Annotated in this window: 21 protein-coding genes; 3 read left to right on the forward strand and 18 right to left on the reverse strand. The window is 64.5% G+C overall.

Going from position 1 to position 20,149, the window contains the following annotated elements:
- Window positions 1-38: 38 nt before the first annotated feature.
- Both ABEH28_RS14765 and ABEH28_RS14770 read left to right on the forward strand, forming a co-directional pair.
- On the forward strand, window positions 39-617 hold the full coding sequence (locus tag ABEH28_RS14765; protein WP_346630353.1) for a nucleotidyltransferase family protein: 579 nt from the start codon (window positions 39-41) through the stop codon (window positions 615-617).
- Window positions 618-862: 245 nt separating this feature from the next.
- Complete coding sequence (locus tag ABEH28_RS14770) at window positions 863-1,105, forward strand: hypothetical protein (RefSeq protein ID WP_346630354.1); 243 nt, start codon at window positions 863-865, stop codon at window positions 1,103-1,105.
- Window positions 1,106-1,167: 62 nt separating this feature from the next.
- On the opposite strand, the gene ABEH28_RS14775 is transcribed toward ABEH28_RS14770, so the two are convergent.
- The 9 genes from ABEH28_RS14775 to ABEH28_RS14815 all read right to left on the reverse strand — a co-directional run bounded on the left by ABEH28_RS14775 (window position 1,168) and on the right by ABEH28_RS14815 (window position 9,554).
- Entirely contained in the window at window positions 1,168-1,521 is a 354-nt protein-coding gene (locus ABEH28_RS14775) for a RidA family protein (protein ID WP_065990810.1), read from the reverse strand.
- A 34-nt stretch (window positions 1,522-1,555) separates the two neighbouring features.
- A complete protein-coding gene (locus ABEH28_RS14780) occupies window positions 1,556-2,707 on the reverse strand; it encodes an FAD-binding oxidoreductase (RefSeq protein WP_346630355.1) in 1,152 nt (383 codons plus the stop codon).
- A 22-nt stretch (window positions 2,708-2,729) separates the two neighbouring features.
- A complete protein-coding gene (locus ABEH28_RS14785) occupies window positions 2,730-4,124 on the reverse strand; it encodes an NAD(P)/FAD-dependent oxidoreductase (RefSeq protein ID WP_346630356.1) in 1,395 nt (464 codons plus the stop codon).
- Window positions 4,121-4,504 carry a (2Fe-2S)-binding protein gene (locus ABEH28_RS14790; protein WP_346630357.1) on the reverse strand — a complete coding sequence of 128 codons (384 nt, stop codon included), beginning with the start codon at window positions 4,502-4,504 and terminating at the stop codon, window positions 4,121-4,123. Before ABEH28_RS14790 ends, ABEH28_RS14785 begins: the two co-directional genes overlap by 4 nt.
- Window positions 4,494-5,636: an FAD-dependent oxidoreductase gene (locus ABEH28_RS14795; protein ID WP_346630358.1), complete on the reverse strand. Its 1,143-nt coding sequence runs from the start codon at window positions 5,634-5,636 to the stop codon at window positions 4,494-4,496. Before ABEH28_RS14795 ends, ABEH28_RS14790 begins: the two co-directional genes overlap by 11 nt.
- On the reverse strand, window positions 5,633-6,430 hold the full coding sequence (locus ABEH28_RS14800) for an ABC transporter permease (protein ID WP_346630359.1): 798 nt from the start codon (window positions 6,428-6,430) through the stop codon (window positions 5,633-5,635). Before ABEH28_RS14800 ends, ABEH28_RS14795 begins: the two co-directional genes overlap by 4 nt.
- A 6-nt stretch (window positions 6,431-6,436) precedes the next feature.
- Window positions 6,437-7,309 (reverse strand): ABC transporter permease, encoded by an 873-nt coding sequence (locus tag ABEH28_RS14805; RefSeq protein ID WP_065990802.1) that lies wholly within the window; start codon window positions 7,307-7,309, stop codon window positions 6,437-6,439.
- Window positions 7,296-8,369 (reverse strand): ABC transporter ATP-binding protein, encoded by a 1,074-nt coding sequence (locus tag ABEH28_RS14810; protein ID WP_346630360.1) that lies wholly within the window; start codon window positions 8,367-8,369, stop codon window positions 7,296-7,298. The genes ABEH28_RS14805 and ABEH28_RS14810 overlap by 14 nt, the downstream gene beginning before the upstream one ends.
- Window positions 8,370-8,477: 108 nt before the next feature.
- On the reverse strand, window positions 8,478-9,554 hold the full coding sequence (locus tag ABEH28_RS14815; RefSeq protein WP_192173858.1) for an extracellular solute-binding protein: 1,077 nt from the start codon (window positions 9,552-9,554) through the stop codon (window positions 8,478-8,480).
- 221 nt (window positions 9,555-9,775) lie between these two features.
- Between ABEH28_RS14815 and ABEH28_RS14820 the strand changes: the two genes are divergently transcribed.
- Window positions 9,776-10,666, forward strand: a complete 891-nt coding sequence (locus tag ABEH28_RS14820; RefSeq protein WP_346630361.1) for a LysR substrate-binding domain-containing protein — start codon at window positions 9,776-9,778, stop codon at window positions 10,664-10,666.
- 262 nt (window positions 10,667-10,928) lie between these two features.
- On the opposite strand, the gene ABEH28_RS14825 is transcribed toward ABEH28_RS14820, so the two are convergent.
- The 9 genes from ABEH28_RS14825 to ABEH28_RS14865 form a co-directional block, all read right to left on the reverse strand.
- A complete protein-coding gene (locus tag ABEH28_RS14825) occupies window positions 10,929-13,301 on the reverse strand; it encodes a membrane-bound PQQ-dependent dehydrogenase, glucose/quinate/shikimate family (RefSeq protein WP_346630362.1) in 2,373 nt (790 codons plus the stop codon).
- A 146-nt stretch (window positions 13,302-13,447) separates the two neighbouring features.
- Window positions 13,448-15,790, reverse strand: coding sequence for a type II secretion system secretin GspD (gene gspD / locus ABEH28_RS14830; RefSeq protein ID WP_346630363.1), 2,343 nt, complete (start codon window positions 15,788-15,790; stop codon window positions 13,448-13,450).
- Entirely contained in the window at window positions 15,774-16,310 is a 537-nt protein-coding gene (locus ABEH28_RS14835) for a hypothetical protein (protein WP_346630364.1), read from the reverse strand. The genes gspD and ABEH28_RS14835 overlap by 17 nt, the downstream gene beginning before the upstream one ends.
- The gene (gspM, locus tag ABEH28_RS14840; RefSeq protein WP_346630365.1) at window positions 16,307-16,945 is read right to left on the reverse strand and encodes a type II secretion system protein GspM; all 639 of its coding nucleotides are present in this window, start codon (window positions 16,943-16,945) and stop codon (window positions 16,307-16,309) included. The genes ABEH28_RS14835 and gspM overlap by 4 nt, the downstream gene beginning before the upstream one ends.
- Window positions 16,920-17,975, reverse strand: a complete 1,056-nt coding sequence (locus tag ABEH28_RS14845; protein ID WP_346630366.1) for a PilN domain-containing protein — start codon at window positions 17,973-17,975, stop codon at window positions 16,920-16,922. Before ABEH28_RS14845 ends, gspM begins: the two co-directional genes overlap by 26 nt.
- Entirely contained in the window at window positions 17,972-18,694 is a 723-nt protein-coding gene (locus tag ABEH28_RS14850) for a type II secretion system minor pseudopilin GspK (protein ID WP_346630367.1), read from the reverse strand. Before ABEH28_RS14850 ends, ABEH28_RS14845 begins: the two co-directional genes overlap by 4 nt.
- Entirely contained in the window at window positions 18,691-19,335 is a 645-nt protein-coding gene (locus ABEH28_RS14855; RefSeq protein WP_346630368.1) for a prepilin-type N-terminal cleavage/methylation domain-containing protein, read from the reverse strand. Before ABEH28_RS14855 ends, ABEH28_RS14850 begins: the two co-directional genes overlap by 4 nt.
- Complete coding sequence (locus ABEH28_RS14860) at window positions 19,332-19,712, reverse strand: type II secretion system protein (protein ID WP_346630369.1); 381 nt, start codon at window positions 19,710-19,712, stop codon at window positions 19,332-19,334. The genes ABEH28_RS14855 and ABEH28_RS14860 overlap by 4 nt, the downstream gene beginning before the upstream one ends.
- Window positions 19,709-20,146 (reverse strand): GspH/FimT family pseudopilin, encoded by a 438-nt coding sequence (locus tag ABEH28_RS14865; protein WP_282367936.1) that lies wholly within the window; start codon window positions 20,144-20,146, stop codon window positions 19,709-19,711. Before ABEH28_RS14865 ends, ABEH28_RS14860 begins: the two co-directional genes overlap by 4 nt.
- Between the last annotated feature and the right edge of the window lie 3 nt (window positions 20,147-20,149).

Raw genomic sequence — 20,149 nt, forward strand, 5'->3', positions numbered from 1 at the left:
GAGCTCGCTGCCAAAGCTGCCCCACCCAGGAACTCCGCATGACACTGACTGCCTCCGGCCTCATCGATCTGGCCTTGTCCAACCCGGTTAACGCCCGACTGGTCGAGCGACTTCCATCCCTGGGGCTCAACCAGACCCTGCTCACCGCAGGCTGCCTGTTTCAGGCGGTCTGGAATCGGCTATCCGACCGTCGCGCCGAATGGGGCGTGAATGATTACGACGTGTTCTATTTCGATGAGGACCTCTCATGGGAGGCAGAGAACCGTGTCATTGTGGCGGCGCAGGCGCTCTTTGAGGACTTGGACGTCAAAGTGGAACTGCGCAACCAGGCGCGTGTGCACCTGTGGTTTGCAGACCGGTTTGGCAATGACTACCCGCCGCTCCAGTCCGCGAAAGACGGCATCGACCGCTTCCTCATCTGCTCGACCTGCGTCGGCATGGACCTCGACTCTGGCGAGCTCTACGCGCCCCACGGACTGGATGAGCTTGAACATGGGGTTTTGCGGATGAACCCGAACTTCCCGCAACCGGCGCAGTTCCGCAAAAAGGCGCAGGACTATCAGGCACGCTGGGACTGGTTGCGCGTTATTGAGTCCGAGCCAGATTCCGGTCTTTAAAACGGTTCTGGAGACCCACGCCAGCGCATTGAATTGACGCCAGACTTGAGTAAAGCAAACCCCTTTAAAAAGGATGGCGTCAAATTACCGACTGCCAAACGACACCTAAATCAACACGACGCCTAAAAGCGTCATATTCCCGACGAAATGCATCTCCGCCGCATTGCCACAAGCCATCACCTCCCCTCAAAATCGCCGCACACCCGCTGTCCCGCGCCGTGATTTGCCAAAAAGGAATGAGAGCAATGAAGAGCATCTTTGTGGTTGTAATGACTATGTGTTCCGGTGGGGAAGGATGTCTGGACGAGAGCCAGCCGACGGCGTATTCGACCCGAGCAGAATGCATGGAGAGCGTTGCCGTGATGCCGACCAGAAAGGGCATCAAATACCGCTGTTCATCGGTGCCCCAGGTGCTGATCACTCAACAGCGTCGCACCACCAAAAACCATCTTGTGAACAATTCTGCCGAAGCCGCTGTCAGCCCTTGAGCGACAACGCCGGGTCAGGGATAAACCCGGCCCGGCGCCGCGCAGTCACACAGCCAGCTGATTCAGCCCGCCGCCACCACTGTGATTTCCACCAGCAAATCCGGCGCTGCCAGGCGTGATTCCACGGTAGCCCGCGCGGGTGCGTGCCCTTCCGGCGCCCAGGCGTCCCAGACTTCATTCATGCCGGCGAAATTCGCCGCGATGTCCGACAGCCAGACCTGTGCGGTGAGAATCCGTGTTTTATCGAGGCCGGCCTTGGCCAGGTAGTTGTCGATCTTCTCCAGCACTTGCGCGGTCTGCCCTTTGATATCGAGGGTGCGATCCGTTGCGGTCTGGCCGCCGAGGAAGGTAAAGCCGTTGCACTGCACGACGCGGCTCATGCGTTGGTTGGTTTCGATGCGATTGATTTCCAGCATGTGAACTCCTGATGGGAGGGAGGGTGTTAAGGGTTTATCGAACGACTAAAGAGGCGCCGCTCGGAATATCGAACTGTGGCGTTTTACAACGGGCGTCATCAAACCGGCCGATGTCGAACGCCTCCAGCGAAATGTCCGAATGCTCGCCGAGGATCTGCTGCGCCAGGCGCTTGCCGGTGCCGGGGCCCATCTGAAAACCACTGCCGCAGAATCCGAACGAATAACTGAGATGGCTGGCCTTGCGGCTCGCGCCGATCACCGGCAAATCATCCGCAGTAAACGCTTCGACGCCGGCCCAGACGCGATTGACGCCCAGGTGCTTGAGATGGGGAAACAGGTCGGTGACGGTCCTTGCGCTGATGCCGAGCCGCGCCAGATCCACTTCGCCGTGGCGCGCCGGGAAATCCACGCTGCCGATGAGCTTGCCACCGATCACCACCGTGCCATTGGCGAACTGCTTGAATGACAGCGAGCGTCCGGTTGCTCCCAGCACCGGCGCGCAAAACGGCGCGACGCGGTGGGTGACCATCAGCATCAAGCCTTCGGGATGGGCCGGCACCGATTCGCCGACTTGTTCGGCCAGCTCCCGCGCCCAGGCCCCGGCGGTGATCACCAGATGCCCGGCGCTGAACACCCCGGCGGGCGTGCTGACCTGCCACTCAGTGCCGCGTTGCTCGATGCGTTGGGCCGGTGTCATTTCAAGCACCTTCACCCCGAGCTTTTCCGCCGCCAGCCGAAAGCTCGTCACCGTTCTGTAGGGAATGGCGTAGCCGTCATCCTTGACCCAGATGCCGCCCATCACATGCCGGGCAACCGTCGGAATGATCTCGAACACCTGTTGAGCGTCGATCAGCACTTCATGGGTGAAACCCAGGCGCTGCAAGCGGTCGACCCGCTGTCGGCATTCGTCGAGTTCGGCGGCGGTTTCTGCGAGCTTCAACTGGCCGCTGGGCACGAAGCCACCGTCATCGCCCAGCGTCTGCGAAAGATCGTGCCAAAGGGCGCGGGACGACAGCGCCAGGGGGATTTCCGCGTCGTGACGACCGAGGGTGCGCACCCCGCCGGCGTTGACCCCGGACGCATGCCGACCGCAGTAATCAGCCTCCAGCACTGTGACCTCGACGCCGCGCTGGGCCAGGTGCAACGCAGTGCTCAGACCGTGAATGCCGCCGCCTATCACCAGCACGTCGCTGTGCCTTGCCCGCGCCTCACTCACCGGCCAGCTCTCCCAACGTGATGGGCTTGATCGGCGGGCGAATACGGTAGTAGCCGACTTCCGCCGCCGACACACCGCGCGCTTTGGCGATCACCTCAGTGACGGTCAGCCCGCACATCCGGCCCTGACAAGGCCCCATGCCACAGCGGCCGAAGGATTTGGCCTGATTGGGGCCGGCGCAGCCCAGGGCGACGAATTTGCGCAGGTCCCCCGCCGTGACTTCCTCGCAGCGGCAGACGATGACCTCATCGGCGGGGATGCGGTTCGCTTCCTTCGGCTGATAGAGCGCATCGAGAAACGGCCGAATGCGCAGGTTTAACGCGAGCTTTTCACGCAGCGGCCCTGCCCGTTCATCACGCTGACCTGTATCGAACCTGCCCAGCCGCTGCGCAATGCCCAGCGCCGCCAACTCACCCTGCAGGGCCGCCGCCTGAGCACCGCCGATGCCGGCACCGTCACCGGCGACGAACATCCCCGGCACGTCCAGCTCACCCCAGGGGTCGACCACCGGGCTGAAGCACAACTGATCGACGTCCCAGACATGGCGCGCGCGCAACGACTGACTGAATTGGATGTTCGGCACCACGCCCTGATGCAACAGCACGCAGCGCGCGTCGATCCGCTGAGCCTTGCCGGCCACGGTGAAGGTCAACGCCGTGGCGGCTTCGTCACCCTCGATCGCCAATTGCTCGGCGCCGGTGTGGTGCGGGATGCGTGCGCTGCGCAGGCTGCGCATCAACTCCAGGCCCTTGCGCAGGTACGGCCAGGCGCGCAGCGCCGCGAACAGATGACGCCGCGCCCGCCAGTAATCTTCCGGCCGAGTGGTGTCGACCAAGGCCTTGATCGGCACGCCCGCGCGCAGGTATTGCCAGCCCAGCAGGTACAGCAGCGGGCCACAGCCGGCCAGCACTACCGGCTCGGTCGGCGCGAGACCGGCACTCTTCAGCAGAATCTGCGCGGCGCCTGCGCTCATGACACCGGGCAAGGTCCAGCCCGGAATGGGAAACGGCCGCTCCATGGCGCCGGTGGCGAGCAACACGGCCTTGGCCTGAAGCGTGTGCAAGCGTCCGTCGCGCAGGTAGCTGACCTGATGATCCCGAGTCACCTGCCAGACCGCCGCGCCTTTTTCATAACGCACCGATGACGACGCCAGGGCCTGGGCCAACACGTTGCCATGGGCGTAATCCGGGCCGAGGAGATCCCTTCGCGACAGCGGCGCGAGGGTGATGCCGCGATAAATCTGACCGCCCGGACTGCCCTGCTCGTCGAGCAACACCACCTGCAAACCGAACCCGGCCAGGGCCACCGCGCCTGCCATGCCGGCGGCACCTGCCCCCACGACGACCACGTCCACAGCGTCGACGACACCGCCAAAAAGATCATTCATGACTGCACCTCGACGGTCTGCACACTGGCGGTTTGCACATCGGCGTTCTGCACATCGCCGGGCTGGAAAATCAGGTCCCGCGCGCCTTCCTGGGAGCGGATGCGCATGCCGTCCGCCACTTCGATCAGGCAGCTCTGGCGGTTGGGCACGCCGTCGATGTCCACCAGGCACTCGAAGCACACGCCCATCATGCAATACGGCGCCCGGGGCGATTCGCTCACCGGCGTCGCGCGAAAACGGTTGATCCCGGACATCAGCAGTGCCGCTGCCACGCTGATGCCCGCTGGCACCTCGAGGGTTTGATCGTTGAAGCTGAGGCGGACAGTCCGCGTCGACCTGACTTCACTCATGACCGGTTGAAACAGCGGATCAGTGCGCATGGGAAAACACCTTGTCAGTCAGGAAACGCTCGCCGGCGAATGCGCCGAGCTCGTCAGGCATGGCACCGCCCATCACCCACGGCGCGACGCGCAGGGCATGGGCAGCGGCCAGGGTCACGCCGCTGTGGCAGGTCACCACGAAGGCGCCCGGGTGGCTGGCCGATTGCTGATAAATGGGAAATCCATCGGGGCTCAGGACGCGCAGCGCCGCCCAGGCCCGAATCAGCCGCACCTCACGTAGCAATGGAAAGGTCGCGACACCGCGCCGGGCGATGGCTTCAAGCACCTGGGTGGAGGTGCTGTCGTCGAACCCCACCTCTTCCATTGAGTCGCCCAGTTGCACGGTGCCTTCGTCGGTCTGCCGAACGTGGACCGTCGGGTGATCAAGAAACGGCCGGACCCGCTCGCTGACCAGCACCTGGCCGCGGTTCGGCGCCACTGGCGCATGCAGGCCCACTTGGCGGGCCAGCCCCGGATTGCCCAGCCCGGCCGCCAGCACCACCCGAGGCGCGATGAAGCGTTGAGTGCCGGCAGTGACGCAAAACTCACCGGTTGCACCGTCGATGCGATCCACCTGAATGCCGCCGTAAAACCGCGCGCCTTTGGCCTGGGCCGAGGTGTGCAGCGCGCGTAGCAGTTTCAGCGGATTGACGTGACCGTCCTGGGGCGTGTAACTGGCGCCCACCACGGACGGGCCAATCAAGGGCAAGCGCGCCTTGAGGTCAGCGGCGTCGAGCATCTGAAAGGGGTAGTCGCCGAGGGCGTCCTGCAGGGTTTGCAGACGCGATTGCCGATCGATCAGCTCCTCATCGCTAAAGCACATATGGAAACCGCCCGGCTGCCGGAGCTGCACGTCCACCCCGCTATCGGCCATCAGCGCCCGGGCGAAGTCCGGCCAGCGGCTCGCCGAGGAACGGGTCCAGCGCGAATAGTCCGGCAAATCGTGGCCCTTGCCCTGAACCCAGACCAAACCGAAATTGCCCCGCGAGGCGCGAAACGCATCGTCACCCTGGTCCAGCACCACGGTGTCGGCGCCGCTGCGGGCCAGGCCGTAAGCGACTGCCGTCCCCACCAGCCCGCCGCCGATGACGATCACGTCCGAGTGAATGACGCTCTGTGTGCCCTGGCTCATTTGCCTTCTCCAATCAAGACCCGGTCCAATCCGACCATTCGGTCCAATATCAGCATCAGCAGCAAGGTGCCGACGATCAGCACCGTCGACACCGCCGTGATCAACGGGTCGATGGTCTGGGAAATCTGGTTGTACATCGCCACCGGCAGCGTCGTAGTACCGGGGGTGGCGACGAACACGGTCATGGTCAGTTCGTCGAAGCTCTGGATGAACGCGAGCATCCAGCCGCCGACCACACCGGTGCGAATCCGCGGCAGCACCACCCGGTAGAACGCCGTCCAGCGACTGGCACCGAGGGACAGCGCGGCGTGCTCGATGTCCCGCTCAAGGCCGATGGTCGAGGCCAGCGTCAGGCGCAGCGCATAGGGCAGCACGACAATCACGTGGGTCAGGGTCAGCGCCCAGAACGAGCCGCCGATCTGCGCCAGGGAAAAGAAGCGCAAAAACGCGATGCCGAGCACCACCGAGGGAATCATCAGCGGCGACAGCAGAAACCCGGTCACCGCACCCCGGCCGGGAAAGTCATAACGGCTGATGGCCAGTGCCGCAGGAATCGCCAGCAGCGCGGCAATGGTCGCCGACGCCAGGCCGAGTTTGATCGACAGCGCGAAGGCGTCGAGCATGTCCTGGTTGTCCGCCAGCGCCCGGAACCAGCGCAGCGACAGGCCTTCGGTGGGCAGCGACAGGTAGCCCTTGCTGGTGAACGCGATGGCCATCACCACCACCAGCGGCGCGACGATGAACGTGACGAACAAGGCATGGAACAGCAGCGAGAAAAATCCGTTCTTGTGCATGGTCGGCTACTCGAAGACTTGCTTGAACCGGCGCTCGGCCAGTTTGCTGCAACCCAGAATGATGATCAGATTCGCCAGCAGCAGAAGCATCGCGATGGCCGCGCCGAGGGGCCAGTTGAGGGTGCCGAGGAACTCGTCGTAGGCCGCCGTGGCGACCACTTTCAGGCGCCGGCCGCCGATGATCGCCGGGGTCGCGAAGGCCGACGCGGCCAGGGCGAAAACGATGATCGAGCCAGACAGCACGCCGGGCATGATCTGCGGCAGGATGATCCGGCGGAACACCGTCAGCCGCGACGCGCCGAGGGACAGGCCCGCCCACTCCACTTGAAGGTCCAGCCGTTGCAGGGTGGCCCAGACCGCAATGACCATGAACGGCACCAGCACGTGGGTCAGAGCAATGACCACGCCGACCTGGGTAAACAGCATTTTCACCGGTTGGTCGGTGATGCCCAGCGCTTGCAGGGCATCATTGATCAGGCCGTTGTTGCCCAGCAGGATTGCCCAGCCCAGGGTCCGCACCACCACGGAGATCAGCAGCGGCCCCAACACCACCAGCAGGAACAGTGACCGCCACCGCGGCGCCATGCGCGCAATGATGATGGTTTCCGGAATGCCCAGCAGCACGCACAACACCGTGACCGCCAGGGCCATGCCGCCGGTGCGCAGGAAGATCTCGTGGAAGTAATCGTCCTTGAACACTTCCAGGTAATTGCCAAGGCTGTAGCTCGGCACCACGCCGTCGGTGTCGCTGAACAGGTTCAACGACAGCACGGCGGTCAGCAGCAAGGGCGCCAGCAACAGCGCGATGAACACCAGCAACGCCGGCCCGCTCAGCAGCCACGGTGCCACGCCCACCCGTTCGGCGTCATACCTGGCCATGGGTCACCTCCCGGTCCAGCAGGCGCAGGTCGTCATCCGACCAGTCCAGCCCAACCTCACTGCCCTCCTCCGGCGGCGGCGTGCCGAGGTTTGGCAGGGTCATGTGCACCAGGCCCAGGCGACTTTCCACCGCCATCAGCCACAGATTGCCGAGGAACACCCGCAGCCGGACGCGCCCGGAAAACCGCCCGCTGCCCAGCGCCACCAGACGAATTTTCTCCGGGCGGATGTAGACATTGACGTCATTGCCCAGCGTGCGGTCTTCGTGGGGCACGTGCATTAGCGTGTCGTGGACCTGCACGTGGCAGCATCGGTCGTTGCGCAATTGCACGGCGCCGGCGAAGGCGTTGGTCTTGCCGAGGAACGCTGAGGCGAATGGCGAGTGGGGCCGCTCGTAGGCCTCGAACGGCGTGTCGATCTGCACGATGCGGCCCTTCTGCATCACTGCGATGCGGTCGCTCATGGTCATGGCTTCGACCTGATCGTGGGTCACCAGAATGGTGGTGATGCCCAGCTCGCGCTGAATCGCCCGCAGTTCGATGTGCATCTCTTCGCGCAGCTTGGCGTCGAGGTTGGACATCGGCTCGTCGAGCAGCAGCAGGTTCGGACGGATCGCCAGTGCGCGGGCAATCGCCACCCGCTGGCGCTGCCCGCCCGACAAGGCTTTCGGGTAACGCTCACCGAGGCCCGCGAGGCGCACCAGATCCAGCGCTTCGTCGACGCGCTTGCCGCGCTCGGCCCTGGGCACGCCGCGCATTTCCAGGCCGAAGCTGATGTTCTGCGCCACGGTCATGTGCGGAAACAGCGCATAACTCTGAAAGACGATGCCCAGCCCGCGCTGCTCGGGCCGCACGTGGGTGATGTCGCGGCCGTCGAGGACGATCCGGCCTTCGGTGGGCTGCACAAAGCCGGCGATGGATTGCAGCGTGGTGGTCTTGCCGCAACCGGACGGGCCGAGCAAGGCGATGAACTCGCCGTGCCGGACTTCCAGGTTCAAACCGTCAATGGCCCTGAACGTGCCGTAGGTCTTGACGATGCCTTCAAGGGTGAGAAATGCCATGGGCGTGCCACGCAGGCGGACCTGCGTCTCCAGAAGGGTGCTCGGGAAGATCGGCGGTTACGTCGATCAGCGACTGTCGATCAGCGAAAGGGATCGGTAGATCGACCGCTATCGCTCGACGGTGCGGTTCCAGCGCGTGGTCCACTCGCTGCGCTGCTGATTGATGGTTTCCCAATCGACCTTGATCAGCGCGTTGACCTTCTCCGGCCCGTACGGCATGCGCGCGGCGACGTCATCCGGCAGCTTGACGGTCTGGTTCACCGGCGCAAAACCATTCTCCCGCGCCTGGATTTCCTGCACTTCAGGTGACAGCACGTACTGAATGAACGCCTGGGCCAGTTCGGATTGCGCGTTGGGGGTCACGCTGCACGCGGCGACCTGCAGTGCGATGCCGCCTTCCTTCGGGTAAATGAATTTGAGCGGGAAGCCGGTGCCCTGCAACGCCACGGCCCGACCGCTGCCGTACACCGCCATGACGATGTCGCCGTTCTGCATCATGCCGTCCATCTCGCCCGGCGCCGACACCCATGCCAGCACGTTGGGGCCGATTTCATCCTTGAGCGCCTTGAAGCCGGGGTCGATGTTTTTCTCGCCGCCGCCCCTCAGACGGGCCATTTCCACCAGCGTGTGCAGGCCGTAGGTGTTGGTCACCGGCGGCATGCCGAGCAGTTGCTTGAAACGCGGGTCGGTGAGGTTTTCCCAGGAATCCGGTGCCGCCCAGCCGCGCTTCTTGAACGCGTCTTCGTTGTAGCCGATACCGGTGGCCACCACGCCAATCCCCGTGGCTTCAGGGCTCAGCCGCGCCAACGGATAAAGGTCCTTGTAGATCGGCGCGTCGCTGAGCTTTTCGCACAGGCGCATCTGCAACGCCTGGTACATCGGGCCGTCGTCCATCATCGCGACGTTGATCTGCTGACGGCCCTTCTGCGCCTGCAGCTTGGCCAGGGTCTCCGTGGAGTTGCCGGCGACGTAGACGACCTTGACGTTGTGCTGTTTTTCGAAGGCCGGAATGACGCGGTTCTTGTACATCTGCTCGGTAGAGCCGCCGACCCCGGCCACGTACAGCGTGGTCTCGGCGAAGGCCGGCGTGCTGCCCATTGCTGCGAGCGTCAGGGCAAGGGCCACGGCACTGCGATGGAAGGGACGAAACGGTCGTGCTGCTGAGGGAAGGTCAAGGCTATTCACAGACTATCTCCGAAGTGCGTGGGGCAGATCGAACAATGCGTCAGTCGCTTCGGCGTGAACCGAGGCCGTGCATGCAGCGTGCATGCTCCCGGCGAATCCATCGCGGGGTGGCGCATCTTCATGTGCGCTATGGGTGGCTGGTTCGAGTATTGCGACGGCCCCTCCATATGGTCAAATACGGATATCCGCCTTAGTTATTCATATCTGATATGGAGCGCGCCGTGAACCTGAGACAGATCGAAGCCTTCCGCAGCGTCATGCGCCTGGGTTCCATGACCGCTGCGGCGGAGGTGCTGTTTACCTCGCAACCCAACATCAGCCGGCTGATTGCCCAGCTGGAACTGAGCACCGGGCTGACCCTGTTCAAGCGAGCGGGCGTCAGGCTGATTCCGACCCAGGAGGGTCAGGCGTTTTTTCAAGAGGTCGAACGAGCCTACGTCGGGCTGGACAGCCTCAAGCTCTCGGCGAAGAACATCCGTAACCTGGGCACGGGGCGCCTGCGGGTGGCGGCGGTGCCTTCGACCGGGCTGAGCATGATTCCCCGAGTGCTGAAGGCGTTTACCGAGTCGCGACCGGAGCTGACGGTTTCCCTGCACGTGAACTCTTCGCCCACCGTCGAGCAATGGGTGAAGTCCCAGTTCTGCGACGTGGGGATTGTGGTGCACCCCGGCGATGTCGACAGTCAGCAGATCGAGTTGCTCAGTGAAGTGGCGGCGGTGTGCGTGCTGCCGGCGGCTCATCCATTGGCGAGCCGGAAAGAGATCACCTTTACCGACCTGGAGGGAGAGACCTTTGTTTCGCTCTGCCACGGCGACGGCACCCGTGCGCTGGTCGATGGCCTGTTCGAGCAGGCGGGCGTGGAACGGGTCATGACCGTGGAGGCGCAGTACAGCGCGATCAATTGCGAGATGGTGGCGCTGGGCATGGGCATCACCCTCGCCCACCCCCTGGTGGCCCGGGATTATCGCCATCGCGACATCGTCATCCGCCCGTTCGTGCCGCAGATCCTCTTCCCCACCTACGTCATGTGGGCCCCGGCCCAGACGCGGACAAAATTGTCCGAAGAGTTCGTTGATACGCTGAAAGCGTTCTACCGGGACATCGTTTTTTAGGGCTGAAGGGGATGCTGCTGAATATTAGTTTTGTAGGACCGGCTTCAGCCGGGAAGACGCTAGTGTGAGCGGCACATATTCAGCGGTGTGACATCCGGCGCCTTCCCGGCTAAAGCCAGTCCTACAGGGTGACCGCATACCCATAGTGGGACCGGCTTCAGCCGGGAACAGGCCGGTGTGAGCACCCAAGAATGTGCGGGATGCCATCACAAAAAAGGCCGTGACGTACCACTGCGTCACGGCCTTTTCACACGTCGGTCAATCAATCCAGACGAAACGCAATCACGCTGTCGCCCAACGTGGTACCGAGCGAGCCGTGCCCGCCGGCCGAGATGACGACGTACTGCTTGCCGTCGCTGCCCAGGTAGGTCGAAGGCGTCGCCTGACCGCCCGCTGGCAGCTCCTTCTCCCAGAGCACGTCACCGGTGTTGATGTCGTAGGCGCGGATGAAGTTGTCCGCCGTGGCGCCATGGAACACCACGCCGCCCGCCGTCACCAGCGGACCGCCGTGGGCGACCATGCCCATCGGGAAGCCGATCGGAAAGCGGCCCGGCAGGAACGAGGTCTTGAGGTTCTGAGTGGTGCCGGTCCGGCGCATCCACTCGGTTTTGCCGGTGGTCAGGTCAACCCCGACCATGCGGCCCCACGGTGGCGCAATGCACGGCACGCCCAGCGCCGAGGCGAACTGCTTGATGCGAATCGCGTAGTCACCGTTGAAGTTCTCGTTCCAGTACGGCGTGCCGTCCTGGGTGAACAGCCGTTTCTCGGCGGTTTCCGGGGTGCGCTTGATCAGGTGATAGGTGTAGGCCAGACGCACCGGCGCGGCGATCAGAATCTGCCGATCCGGGTCGACCGCCACCGAGCCCCAGTTGAACGCCCCGATGTTGCCCGGGAAGATCAGCGACCCCTGCTCAGTACTCGGCGTCCATGGATTGCCGTCGTAGCGCAGCCTGTTGTAGGTCGTGCGGCAGGACATCTGATCAAACGGCGTCAGGCCCCACATCGACTTCTCGCTCAGCGGTTCCGGGATGAAGTTGATCTTCGACACCGGCTGGGTCGGCGCGAAATGCTCGCCCGGCACGCCGCCCTGGGTCGACACCTTGACCTGATCAACGGGGACGATCGGTTCGCCGGTCAGCCGGTTCAGCACAAAGATGTTGCCCACTTTGGTCGGCAACAGCAGAGCCGGTTGCTGGCTGCCCGCCTTGCCCACGTCCATCAGCGTGGGCTGCGACGGGTTATCGCGGTCCCACAGGTCGTTGTTCGACGACTGAAATTTCCACTTGAACGCACCGGTATTCAGGTCCAGGGCCACTAGGGTGTCGCGGAATTTTTCCGTGTTGCTGTTCGGGTCGCGGTTGATGCCCAGCTCGTCCGGCGAGGCGTTGCCGAACGGCACAAACACCAGGCCGTTTTTCATGTCGGCGCTCAAAGTACCCCACGCCACGGGTGTGTCCTGCGGGTAGGTCTGGTCGGCCGCGATGGGCTGGGTCATGGCCGGGTTGGCCGGATCGAAATTCCACACCAGCTGGCCGGTCACGGCGTTGTAGGCGCGGATCACCCCCGACGGGTTGCCGTCGTTGTAGCCGTTGTCCATCACCGAACCGCCGACGATGACCAGATCACCGGCGATCAGCGGCGCAGCGGTCTGCATCAGCGCGTGGGGACGAATCTCGCCCATATTGGCGCTGAGATCGACCACGCCGTTGTTGCCGAAATCGCTGCACAGTTTGCCGCTGTCGGCATCGAGGGCTACCAGCTTCGCGTCAGTCGTGGCGGTGAGGATGCGTTTGGCGCACTGCTCCGGCGTTGCACTGGCAGCGGCGGTCTCAGCAGGGGCGTAGTAACTGACCCCGCGGCAGGTCTGATGCTGCTGCAGGTAGGAGCGGTTTTTCTCCGGTTCCCACTTCCAGTCCAGCTTGCCGGTTTCAGGGTTCAGCGCGTGCACTTCGTTGTGCGCCGTGCAGACATAGACCCGGTTGTTGACCTTCAGCGGCGTGGCTTCGAAGGTGTATTCGCCGGCGTCTTTGGCGGCATCGCGCAGATCGCCGGTGTGGTATTCCCATGCCACCGAGAGCTTCTTCACGTTGCCCGCATTGATCTGGTCGAGGCTGGAGAAACGCTGACCGCTGTTGGTGCCGCCATAGGCAACCCAGTCATTGCCGGCTTCGCCCGTGCTGCGCGTCGCCTGCGGGGTGTCGATCTTGCCGGCCACCGGGTACGGGTCGTAGAACATCACCGCCAGCACGATCAGCATCATCACGCCCACGGTGCCACCCAGAAACGGGTGAAAGCGGCGCGTGTCGCCCGGGTTCTGCGCCTTGTACAGCGGACGCACCACCCACGGCAGCGCCAGCCAGAGACCCAGCAGCGCGAACAGGTCGCCGCGCGGAATCCACTGCCATTTGTCGAAGCCGACCTCGTAGACGATCCAGATCAGAATCCCCCACATCAGCAGCGCATACACCGTCAGCGCCGCTTTCCTTTTCAGGATCAGCAGCACCGCCGAAGCCAATACCGCGAGGGCAATCATCGAGTACGCCGCCGAGCCGCCGGCGGCCACCAGTTGCGCACCCATGTACAACAGGGCAATGGCGAAAATCGCCATGACCACCCCAGTCACTCTCAAGATCATTGTTGGTTTTCCGTGTGGGGGCCGGTGATGGCTCCGTGTGGGAAGTGGGCGAAAGCGGGACGTCCGAGCCCGTTCGCAAGCGTTCCCGAACATATTAGCGCCCACACTGCGCACCCCGGAAAACTTTGTTACAGCTGCGCGAGCGTCTAGCGCAGGGCTTGTGGCGCGCTGGCGCCGTTCAACAACTGCATCTGCTGACGATAATCGTCAGTAACCTGGCGTGCCTGGCTGCTGCTGTTGATGACCCGCGGCGTGATCAGCACCAGCAACTCGGTGCGGTCCTTTGACTTGCTGCGATTGCCGAACAGCCAGCCCAGCCCGGGGACCCGGCCCAGGTACGGCACGGCGCTGACGCTCTCGCTGTTGTCCTGCTTGATCAGCCCGCCGAGCAACACGGTCTGCCCGCTTTGCGCAGCGACCTGGGTCGACACCGAGCGCGTCGAGATGCGCGGGTTGCCGTTCACCGTCACGGTGTCGTCGGCATCGCTGACCTGCTGCTGAATGTCCATGTACACCAGACCGCCCGGGTTGATGCGCGGGACGACGTTGAGAATCACGCCGGTCTGCAAATACTCGACGCTGCTGAGGGTGGTGTCCGAGGTGCCGGTGTTGACGGTGGTCTGGCTGATGGGGATGTTGTCACCGACCTGAATCTGCGCGCTTTCGTTGTTCATCACCACCAGCGACGGCGCCGACAGCACCTGGGTGCGGCCGTTGGTTTCCAGCGCGTGAATCGCCACCTGCAGGTTGGTGCTGACGAAGGAATAGAACAGCGAATCGGTCGAACCCAGCCCGGCACCGCCTCCGCCCAGTGCACCCTGACTGCCGGCAGTGTTGGCGACCGTGGTGCTGGTGGAATTGCCGGCCAGGCGTCCGAGGTACCACTGAACCCCCTGGTCCAGCTCGCCGGTGAGCTTGACCTCGAGAATCCGCGTCTCGATCTGTACTTGCAGCGGTGCGTTGTCCAGACGTTTGATCGCCGCTTCGATCTCTTTCCACTGCGCAGGACGGGTGCGCACCAGCAGCTGGTTGCTGCTTTTCTGCGCCGAGATGCGGGTGGTCGAGTCCAGCCCTTTCTGCCCGTTGCCCGAGGTGGCAGCGCCGGATGTCGAACTGTCGTCGGAACCGCTGTCGCTGCCGGTGTCCGCGTCTTGCTCCTGCTCGTCGTCTGAGGTCGCTGTGTTCTGAGTCCCGCCCTGGGACATGCCGCCTTGGCCATTGCTGTTCAAACCGGCGCTGCCACTCAATCCGCTACCTGAACCCAGACCGCCAGACGTGCCCCCCGTCAACGACGACATCGATCGCGCGAGCAAACCCGGCGCGACCTTCGCCGCGCTCTCCTCTTGTACCGCGCCGGTGCCGTAGATCTGCTTGAGGTATTTCGCCAGGTCGGTGGCCTTCATGTTGCGCACGTCGTACACGTACAGCTGCGGCTCGTTGCCGCCGCCCTCGTCGATGGTGCGAATCCAGGTGCCCACTTCGTTCAGGTACTCGGGCTGGGACGAAAACGCCACGACCGAGTTGGTCCGCTCGATCGGCAGAAAACGCACCATCCCCGCCAACGGCATGCCGCTGTCCGGGCCGAACAGCTTCTGCAGCTCCGGCATCAGCTCGCTGACCGAGGCCCGTTGCAGGCCGAACACGCCCACCGACATGCCCTTGAGCCAGTCGACGTCGAAGGTGTCGATGGTCTGCTGATAGTTCGCCAGCTCTTCAGTGGTGCCCGCCAGGCTCAACACATTGCGCGCAGGGTCCACCAGCAGAAATGCGTTTTCCCGGGCGAACGGCTTGAGCAGCTTCTGCATCTCGGTGGCGGAGATGTAGCGCAGCGGGAACAGCCGCGCCGACAACCCGGCAGAGGGCTGGGCCACGGCCATTTCCGGCACCAGCTTGCCGGCAATCGCCTGGCTGGCCGGAAGGATGACGTAGCGATTGCCCTGGCGAATCATCGCGTTGTCGGTCCACGACAGCAGGGTCTCCAGAATCGACAGCGCCTGCTGCGGGTTGACCGGCCGCGACGTGGAGAAACTCACCTCGCCCTTCACCCCTTGAGCAATGGTGTAGCTCTCGTGAAGCATGTCGCCGAGGATGCTGTTGACCACCGCTTCAATGGGCTGGTTGGCGAAGTTGAAGACGATGTCACCTTCCGCCGCGCGTGGCGTTGCGGCGGCTGGCGCCGGTGCTTTCACGAAACGCTGGGTGCCCCTGATGATTTGCCGGGAACCGGTAGTCGCCGTCGAGCTGTCCGCGGGACTGGCTTGTGCCGGGACCGGCATTTGTTCGCTGCGCGGATCGACCGGCCGGCGTTGGCTTCCGGTTCCGTCCAGCGCCTCGCGGAGCATGCCGTTGTCCGGCTCAAGGGTCGTCGGCGCGGTGGTGCAGCCGCTCAAGGCGACGGCCGCCGCCAGGCACAGCAAGGGCGAGCGCAGCGTCGCGACGGGTTTGGTGCTGCGGGCACGGCGCAGGGAAGGATTACGGGGCAGGTTCATGGAGGTCTTCACGGGAAAGGGAAAGCGGTGGTGAGGTCGACGGCGCAGGCAATCGCAGGCGCCGGACAGTGAGGGTTTCGGTGCGCTCGCCGATGCCAAACGTGGCACTCGTCGGGCTGATCGCGCGTAGGGTCCAGCCGTTGGGCAACGGCCCGTTGAGGCGGACTTTCAGCGACGGGCCGGTGGCCGGTTTGATGAATGCCAACTGCACCGTGCCGTCGAGCAGCACGCCGGTCAGGGTCAGTCCGCTCAGGCTGGACGCTGCTTGATTGGCCGGCTGTTGCAGGTCCGGGCGGCGGTCGACGCTGAACAGCGGGGTCTGCCAGGCGTTGGCCAGACTGGGCAATGCCACGGGCGACAACACCGGCGTTTTTGGTGCGACGGCCGGGCGATGGTTCGCTTCGGCGGGCAGCCAGTCCGCCGACTGCCAGGTGCCGTTGAGCACCAGAGCGATCAGCACCAGCAGGATAAGGGCGACGGCCATGAGCGCGCGCTCGGCCGTTATCGGGGAACGCATCATGGGGCGGCCTGCGCGGCGTCGGATTGATCGGCCGTTGCCTTGGCCGCCACCGGCTGCAAATAGCCGCGAATCAGCAGTTGCACCGCCAACCGCCCTGCCCCGCCTTTGCCCGGCGCACTGCTCGCGCGGCGCACGCTCATGTGATCGATGAACAGCAACGGCCGCTGATACTCCAGCCCGTGCAACACCGCCATCAGCGGCTCGATGGCGCATTCCAGGGTGACGCTGACCTTGACCTGGCGAAACGGCTCGCTGCCGTCCTGCTCCGGGGTGATCGGCATCCGTTGAGTGAGCGTGCAGCCGGCGCCGTTCGCGCCTTGGGCGGTGATGACGTCAGCGACGTGCTGCATGAGATCGGCGGCTACGGCGCTGGGGTCTTCGCCGGTCAACAGGCTCGCGCTGCTGGCCGGGTCCTGCGCGGCCGTTTCCAGCGCTGCGTTCAGGCTTTCGCGCTGCTGCAGCACGCCGGCGTAGCGCTGCTGTTGAGACTTGAGCTGCTCGGTCTCTTCGCCCATGTCCCGCAGCGGGCCGGCGAACCAGCTGTCGATGAGCAGCCAGTAGCCTGCGCCGATCACCAGCGCGAGGACGATCAATGCAGCGCCGCGACGTTCACGGGGTGTCAGTGTTCGGCCCATCGGCGGCCTCCTGATGCAGGCGTGCGTGCAAGGCGAAGCGTTCTTTGCCGCTGGCGGCGTCGGGCTGAATCACGCCCTGAAACTGCGGATTTTCGAGGCTGCGGCAGTCTTTCAAGCGGCTGATCAGCGCACTGGCACGCACGCTCTGGCCGGAAAACGACACGTCGTCAGCGTCGATTTCGAGCTGCTCCAGCCAGGTGTCATCGGGCAGGCAGGCGGTCAATTCACTCATCAGCGCGGCCATGGTCGGGCGCGCGGCCTTGTGCCGGCTCAGGTAATCGGCGGCGCCGAGGGTGTTGGTCAGTTGCTGACGCAGCTGCTGGACCTGCGCCACCTCGGCTTTCTGGGCTTGCACCGTGGCGCGCATGCCTTGCAGCCGTTGCTGACGATCGTGCAGCCAGAGGCCCATCAGCGTGATGAGCAGCACGGCGCACGACCCGGCAAGCACACGACGCCGGTCGATGCCTGCGCGCGGGTTCAATGGACGCGCGGCGTCGGGCAGCAGGTCGATGCCCAGCGGCGTGCCGTCCTCTGCGCAGACGTCCACCCGTTGCGGCGTCAGGCCATGGGCGCCGCACTCGGCCAGAATCGCATTCAGGCGCTCGCGGAGGATGGCGATCAGGGTGACTTGCAACCACCCGGCGCTGCGGCCGCCCTGGCGCACCACATAAAGCAACTGGTCGCGGGGATACGGCGTGTATTTGTCCAGCTCATAGCCGACCACGGCGGTGAGATCCCGCGCCGCCGCCGTCGGCAATTGCAGGTGATGGATCGTCACCAAAGGGGTCGGCAACATCAGCACTTGCCGGGCGCCGGCCTGCACTTCGGGGCCGGGCATCGTGATCGGCCAGCGATGGGTCTGCACGGGTACCTGGGCGCTGAAGCGATGACGCAAACGCACCGGCACGCAGCTTCGCAGTTCCGCGAGCCAGAGCTGCCAGACACGTTGCGCCACGCTGCCCTGCCAGCGCCGTTCAACATTGGCCAGGTACGCCCGAAGCGGCGCAGGGACTGAAAGGAGTGAATTCATTCTTGCCAACGCAGCACCCGATACGGCTGAGCGTTACCCTCCGATGGGGACAGTAGAACGGTGGTCTGGAGCCGGGCGACAACGCCATCCGGCAGTTGCGCCTGACTGTCGATGCTCAGCACGCTGCCAGGGTCGGTGCCCGTGGCTGTCTGTTTTGGCAGGTTCAAGGCGCTGCGCAGCAACGGCGAGGCGAATGCGGCGTCCGGGCGCGACAGCCCGCTCCACAGCGTCACTTCCGGGGCCATGCGCTGGTAAAGGCGTTGGGTCATGCCCGGGACCTGGCGCAGTTCTTCGATAACCCGCAACGGCGCAGCACTGCCGTCTCGACGCGCCAGCAATGCCCGGCCCAGGCGGGTCGCCTCGTCGCGATCGGCGCCGCAGGCCTGGGCGACCCGGGTGATGTCCTCGTTGCTGGCCGCATTCAGATCGAGCTTGCCGCGCTCGCTGCTGACGCTGACCACCATCCGCGCGTCGTCGAAGGCCAGCGGCACGGCCCGGCCGTCGGCGATCCAGCGCGGTCGGTGATTCAGGTCCAGCAACGACTGCAACGCCAGGTTCATCCCGGCCTGGGCCGCCAGCAGCGCCTGGGTGTGCTGCCGCTGCCATAACGCCTGTCGGGTTTCCAGCTGCACCCAGCCGGCCAGACCGCCGAGCAACAGGCTCAGCGTCGCCACTGCCCAAAGCACCAGCAACAAGGCCACGCCGCGCTGCCGATTCATTGCGCGCCTCCCGCAGCGGACGTAGCACCGGACGCCCCGCCGGACAGGTCCAGCCGCAGGGCGATGACTTCGCTGGGCCAGTTCACCGGGCCGTCCATCTGCACGTCAACGCGCACGGCGCGGGGCAAACGGTTGGGCCACGGCCACTCAGCCAGCCAGCCGGTCGCCTCACCTTTTGGCGTCATGCCGCGATAGCTCAACGACAAACTGTTCACCCCGTGAAGCAACACCTGGGGCTCACCCCACGCGCGCAATACGTTGTCCTGGACCTGGGCGAAAGCGATCTGCAAACGACGGTCCGCTGCCGGCCCGGACATCTCCAGGGTGTGCAACTGAATGCCGCCGCCCAGGTTGCCCGGCAAGGTCGCGGCAAACTGCATGCGTTGCGCCGAACCCACAAAGAGCCCTGCGCCGGAATGGTCGTTTTCCGCCAGATCCAGCGGCAGCGCCTGGCTGATGGCCTGACGCAAAAAGCCCTGGGCCGCCCGCCGCTCATCCAGCCGTGAGGTGTAATGATCGGCCTTCACCATCGCCCGATTCGCCCCCACCAGCGCGCCGCCGACCAGTGTCAGCAGCACCGCCAGCAGGCTCAGTACGATCATGATTTCCAGCAGGGTAAAACCCGCTTGTCGTCTGCTCACTGGGCGCCCGCCCTGGAAGGACTGACCAGCCGCAGGGTGCTGAACCGCGCCTCACGCCGGCCTTCGCTGACGATCACATTCACCCGCAACATTCGCGGCTGGCCGGCGTCGGTGGGCAACGCCCAGACGTTCATTGCCCATTCAATGCCATCGTCCATCACGCCGTTGCTCAGCCCCGGTTGCAACACGCCGACGGCCTGATCATCCAGCACCGAACGCGCTGCCTGGCTGAGCCGGTCCTCGCGATCAACCTCCTGTAACGAGCGAGCGCTCTGCCCGAACGCCATCAGCAGCACGCCACTGCACAGGGCCATGACCACCAGCGCGGCGAGCATTTCCAGCAGGGTGAAACCAGCCTGACCGTTGCGAGCCTTCATGGCAGAGCACGGCTCTTGACGCTGCCGGTGAGCCAGCCGATGTCGATGCGCCAGCGCCGCTCACCCTGGAACACCAGCAGATTGCCGCCGCTGGAACTGCCATCCGGGTAGAACGCGACAGCTGCATTCAGATCCGCCGCCGTGTTCAGCTGCACGCCCACTTCAGCCGGCCATTGCTGGGGCCGTTTGCCGGGGGCCTGAAAGGTGCGGCGGTCGAGATCAAATGAAGTCTCCCGAGGCTGCCCGCTGATGATCGCCGCGCTGCGGGTCGTGCGCAGGGCCTGAACCATTTGCCCGAGCAACTGACGGTCCGCGGCCTGCTGCAACCCCTTGTGCAATCCAAACCCGACCACGCCGATGCCGATGCTCATCAAGACGATGACCACCAGCATCTCCAGCAGGGTAAAACCGCGGCTTGCCCCAGGCGCGTTCATGCT

This window comes from Pseudomonas sp. Ps21-P2 (genome assembly GCF_039672565.1).
Lineage (GTDB): Bacteria > Pseudomonadota > Gammaproteobacteria > Pseudomonadales > Pseudomonadaceae > Aquipseudomonas.

Excerpts from the sequence above, each read along its gene's own strand:
- ABEH28_RS14775 (WP_065990810.1), bottom strand. The coding sequence starts at position 1,521 with ATGCTGGAAATCAATCGCATCGAAACCAACCAACGCATGAGCCGCGTC.
- ABEH28_RS14860 (WP_346630369.1), bottom strand. The coding sequence starts at position 19,712 with ATGAAGGCTCGCAACGGTCAGGCTGGTTTCACCCTGCTGGAAATGCTC.
- ABEH28_RS14865 (WP_282367936.1), bottom strand. The coding sequence starts at position 20,146 with ATGAACGCGCCTGGGGCAAGCCGCGGTTTTACCCTGCTGGAGATGCTG.
- ABEH28_RS14795 (WP_346630358.1), bottom strand. The coding sequence starts at position 5,636 with ATGAGCCAGGGCACACAGAGCGTCATTCACTCGGACGTGATCGTCATC.
- ABEH28_RS14790 (WP_346630357.1), bottom strand. The coding sequence starts at position 4,504 with ATGCGCACTGATCCGCTGTTTCAACCGGTCATGAGTGAAGTCAGGTCG.
- ABEH28_RS14810 (WP_346630360.1), bottom strand. The coding sequence starts at position 8,369 with ATGGCATTTCTCACCCTTGAAGGCATCGTCAAGACCTACGGCACGTTC.
- ABEH28_RS14785 (WP_346630356.1), bottom strand. The coding sequence starts at position 4,124 with ATGAATGATCTTTTTGGCGGTGTCGTCGACGCTGTGGACGTGGTCGTC.
- ABEH28_RS14765 (WP_346630353.1), top strand. The coding sequence starts at position 39 with ATGACACTGACTGCCTCCGGCCTCATCGATCTGGCCTTGTCCAACCCG.
- ABEH28_RS14800 (WP_346630359.1), bottom strand. The coding sequence starts at position 6,430 with ATGCACAAGAACGGATTTTTCTCGCTGCTGTTCCATGCCTTGTTCGTC.
- gspM (WP_346630365.1), bottom strand. The coding sequence starts at position 16,945 with ATGGGCCGAACACTGACACCCCGTGAACGTCGCGGCGCTGCATTGATC.
- ABEH28_RS14835 (WP_346630364.1), bottom strand. The coding sequence starts at position 16,310 with ATGATGCGTTCCCCGATAACGGCCGAGCGCGCGCTCATGGCCGTCGCC.
- ABEH28_RS14850 (WP_346630367.1), bottom strand. The coding sequence starts at position 18,694 with ATGAATCGGCAGCGCGGCGTGGCCTTGTTGCTGGTGCTTTGGGCAGTG.
- gspD (WP_346630363.1), bottom strand. The coding sequence starts at position 15,790 with ATGAACCTGCCCCGTAATCCTTCCCTGCGCCGTGCCCGCAGCACCAAA.
- ABEH28_RS14770 (WP_346630354.1), top strand. The coding sequence starts at position 863 with ATGAAGAGCATCTTTGTGGTTGTAATGACTATGTGTTCCGGTGGGGAA.
- ABEH28_RS14825 (WP_346630362.1), bottom strand. The coding sequence starts at position 13,301 with ATGATCTTGAGAGTGACTGGGGTGGTCATGGCGATTTTCGCCATTGCC.
- ABEH28_RS14845 (WP_346630366.1), bottom strand. The coding sequence starts at position 17,975 with ATGAATTCACTCCTTTCAGTCCCTGCGCCGCTTCGGGCGTACCTGGCC.
- ABEH28_RS14805 (WP_065990802.1), bottom strand. The coding sequence starts at position 7,309 with ATGGCCAGGTATGACGCCGAACGGGTGGGCGTGGCACCGTGGCTGCTG.